We start from the raw sequence: 3118 nt of genomic DNA, 5'->3' as shown, positions 1-3118 counted from the left end.
CCGACCCGCCGACCTCACCCGGATACAACACTGGTCCGCCTGGCGCCGACACCACCAAGCCCGAGCACGCGCCAGCCACTACAAACGCCGGCACCAACTCGAATCAACCTGGTCAAGCCATAACCCGTGACTGCCGTACTAGAGGGCTTCAACAATGGACTTAGAAATCGATAGTGAAGGCAAGTTGCCACTGCCTCTTTCGAATTGCGACGTGGCAATGCTCCGTATCGACTACGCGCTGACGTTCGTGATTGGACATGTAATGGGCACTTTCGAGTTGCGGATATCGTCGGACTTTAGCTACTACAGTCAGACTGGGCGAGTCAACCTGGATCCGGAGGATCGTCCGGAGGAACTGGGACCGATAATCCACCTCGCACGAAGCTGTATTGTTAGTGCAAATGCGTCCAGTGGCGGTTCACTCTCTATTTCATTTGCCGATGGCAGTTGGATAGACGTTCCGGCATCTGAGGAATTCGAAGCTTGGCAGCTCAGCGGCCCTGGGGGTCTACGCGTCATCTCAGTGCCGGGAGGAGAGCTGGCAGTGTGGCGACATCGGCTGTAGAAGCGTTGCAACATGGCTATTGATTTACCAGCGTGTCCTCTTTCAGTCGCTATGCAAACTGTACGCCGGCGATCAGTTGCACTCTAAAAGTTCCTAATAGAATAATCTCGGATTGAGTCCTATATGGATGATCGCCCCCATTTTCGGTCGTGCGTCGAGGTGAACAGCCGCCGTGGATAGCGCGGACCAATGGTGGCAGCGTATCGAGCCGCGCCGGCTGCACCATCCAGCCCGCAGACCGCTGCCAGACAGGTTAATGGTATGAAAGGCATCCTGTTCATGCTTCACACCGGGGATCCAGTGGGAATTCCTGCCGCAAGAGCTCGGTTCGGCTTCGGATGACCTGCTGGCGTCTGGAGCAGTAGAACGCTGCTGGCGCGTGGACCAAGCTGCACCAGGTCCTGCTGGCCGAGTTGCGCCAGGCGTGCAACCTGGACTGGTTCCGGGGCGGTCATCGACTGCTCCCACGTGCGGGCGGCCCGGCGCGGCCCAAAAGCGGCCCGAGCCTGGTCGACCGTGGGCGGCCCGGCTCAAACACCACGTGCTGACCGAGGGCGCGGGCGTCCCCATGACCATATCGATAACGGAGGCGACGCCCATGCGTGACCGAGTGGCGTCCCTGGTGGAGGCGCTCCGCCAGTGTCAGGTCGGCAAGGTCGCCCTCGCCGATGACTCAGCGACGGTCGCGTCCAGGCTGCCGTTGGCGTAGACGGCCAGAATGAGCCGGTCGACTTGATCGCGGTTCAGACCCGTGGTATTCGCGACCCGCGACGGCCGGCCGGCAAAGATTTCTGCGTATGTCCTTCTCGGTTGGGTTGCTTATCACGGAAAAGATCCGGCAAGCCATCATGCATGCCAGCGCGTGGGAACCCGCCGGAATGACGCAGACGTATGTGACGGCGTGCGCTTATGTATCAATCTCGCGTGTCGCGTCATCGATTTTCTTGATGGTGGCGCGGATCGCGGCGCGGGTTTGTTCGTCCGTGTGCCCGGGATTCTCGGCGCCTCCTGGCCTGGCGACGGTGGCGTCGCGCTCGGCGAGGCGTTTCAGCTGTGGAACAAACGGCGCGGCGATCGGGCCGAGCTCGGCAAGCAGATCGAGCACCGGTGCCCAGCTGCCTTTCGTCGGCGCATAGTCGGCGGTCGTCATGGACTTTAGCAGCGCAGAAAGCCCAGGGTTGGGATCGCCGGTGAGCCGCCACAGCGCACGGCAGGCGCGCACGCGTTGCGCATAGGACCCGTGTTCTGACGCTACCTGGATCAGTGCCGCCACGGACGTCGTGTCGCCCAACTCGCCCGCGAGGATCGCCGCCTCGATCCGGCCGTAGCCGCCCATGTCGAGCCCGAGAAAGACATGGGAGTAGGACAGCGCGGGCGTCGGGTCGCCGGTCCACTGCCAGACCATCCGGGTCAGCGCGAGGCGATCGGAGTGGTACCACTCGCAGTTGGCCATCCACGTGGGCAAGGCCGCTTGGATCGCGGGCAATAGGCGGCGGACCGGATCACCGATCTCATCGAGCAGGGCGATCGGATCGCCGCCGATATTGCCTCGCTTGACGCCGCGCCAAGCCTCGTCAATGGCCGGCTCGGGATCGCGGGTCAGGCGCCAGCAGGCTCGGGCGACGGCCAGCAATTCCTGATCGCGGTCGCGGTTGCGGCGGACCTTGTCGGCGTGTGCCCGCAGGGCTGGAAGCGCCGCAGCCGCGCCCGGACCGATGGCGGCCAAGGTGTTTATCACCCTTTCGGCCAAGCGGTCCGCACGCAGCAACTCAACCAGCTGCTCCACGGCCGGTGCTGCGGCCGGCCCCCACGATTGCACGAGCATGAGCAGCGTCGTGCACTCGGAATCGCCGTATTGCCCGCGCCCCGGGACGGAGCGCAAGACGTCGATGTGGCGCTGTCTCGGTTGCTCCACGAACAATGCGCCGAGCCGGAATCGTACCGCATCAAGCAGTTCGGCGGTGATCGGCGTGCCCGCCTCGATCAGAGCGGCGCCGATATCGTCGGCCGCCGTTCCGGAACGGATCCACTCGGGCAGTCGTTGCGCGGCCCGGGGATCGCCCAGCTCGACCAGAGCGGCCAGCGCCTGCCCCGCCGCCTCGTCGTCGTAGCGGTCGACGACCGCCGCGAGCGCGTCGGCGGCATGGGCACCCAACGGCCCTGCCCGGCGGATCGCGTCGGCGGCCGCGAGTCGCACGTGCGGGTCGGCATCGGTCAGCGCAGGGATCAGCACGTCCGTGAGCGGTTCGCGGACCGATCGGGACTCGCCGATCGCGGTGCTGGCCTGCATCGCGGCGCGCTTGCGCACCTGCGGGTCCGGCGAGTCCAGCAGCGCCGCGACGATCGGCGCCCGGTCTGCGGGAGCGAGCCGGTCGAGCAGGTCCTCCAGCGCTTCGAGGAGAAATACCGTGGGCTGCCACTGATCGCCGTCACCGGCCGCGAACGGGTCGCCGTCGCGCCAGGCCGCACGCACCGCCTCGACCGCCCGTTTGCCCGGCCATCGCCGGCCCGACTGCACGGCGGCCAGCACCGCGCCGGCCCGCACGGCCGGCG

General features: G+C 65.6%; 2 protein-coding genes. One reads left to right on the top strand and one right to left on the bottom strand.

What is annotated here, in order from left to right; genetic code table 11:
* The first annotated feature begins 154 nt into the window (after window positions 1–154).
* Window positions 155–565 (top strand): DUF6188 family protein, encoded by a 411-nt coding sequence (locus tag DM816_RS46090; protein ID WP_425455348.1) that lies wholly within the window; start codon window positions 155–157, stop codon window positions 563–565.
* A gap of 907 nt (window positions 566–1472) precedes the next feature.
* Here the strand turns inward: DM816_RS46090 and DM816_RS41200 are convergent.
* The coding region (locus tag DM816_RS41200; protein ID WP_162908400.1) for a HEAT repeat domain-containing protein at window positions 1473–3118 on the bottom strand (1646 nt) is incomplete at its 5' end.

Origin of the sequence: Allorhizocola rhizosphaerae, assembly GCF_003426775.1 — a bacterium.
Lineage (GTDB): Bacteria > Actinomycetota > Actinomycetes > Mycobacteriales > Micromonosporaceae > Allorhizocola > Allorhizocola rhizosphaerae.
Note: the sequence above shows the minus strand (reverse complement) of the source record. Positions and strands in the feature narration are given on the sequence as shown.